Source organism: Paenibacillus sp. 05T425, from assembly GCF_056396205.1.
Genome location: NZ_JBFTLA010000089.1, coordinates 1 through 468, shown reverse-complemented (window position 1 = coordinate 468; position 468 = coordinate 1). Strand labels below are relative to the sequence as shown.

General features: G+C 63.7%; 1 protein-coding gene. It reads right to left on the bottom strand.

The window, feature by feature from the left end:
* Positions 1–15: 15 nt before the first annotated feature.
* Positions 16–468 (bottom strand): FliM/FliN family flagellar motor switch protein (locus tag AC1DF0_RS32210; protein WP_477577643.1); only part of this gene is annotated, 453 nt, incomplete at its 5' end.

The following is a 468-nucleotide window of genomic DNA, read 5'->3' as shown; positions in this document are numbered from 1 at the left end:
GGGTACGAGCGCCGGTCAGCGGCGCTCGATCGGCTCGATCACTTGCAACGCGAGGTTGCCTTTGTGCGAGCCCATCTTGACCTTGAAGGCCGGCACGCCGTTGGCGCGCATGATCATTTCTTCCGGCATCTCGACCGGGATCACGTCGCCGGGCTGCATGTGCAGGATGTCGCGAAGGCGCAGCTGGCGGCGGGCAACGGTGGCACCGATCGGTACGTCGACGTCCAGCACGTCCTGGCGCAAGGCGTTGATCCAGCGCTCGTCCTGATCGTCGAGGTCCGACTGGAAGCCGGCATCGAGCATCTCGCGCACCGGCTCGATCATCGAGTACGGCATGGTCACGTGCAGGTCGCCGCCACCGCCATCGAGTTCGATGTGGAACGTCGACACCACAATGGCTTCGCTCGGCCCGACGATGTTGGCCATGGCCGGGTTCACTTCCGAGTTGATGTACTCGAAGTTCACTTC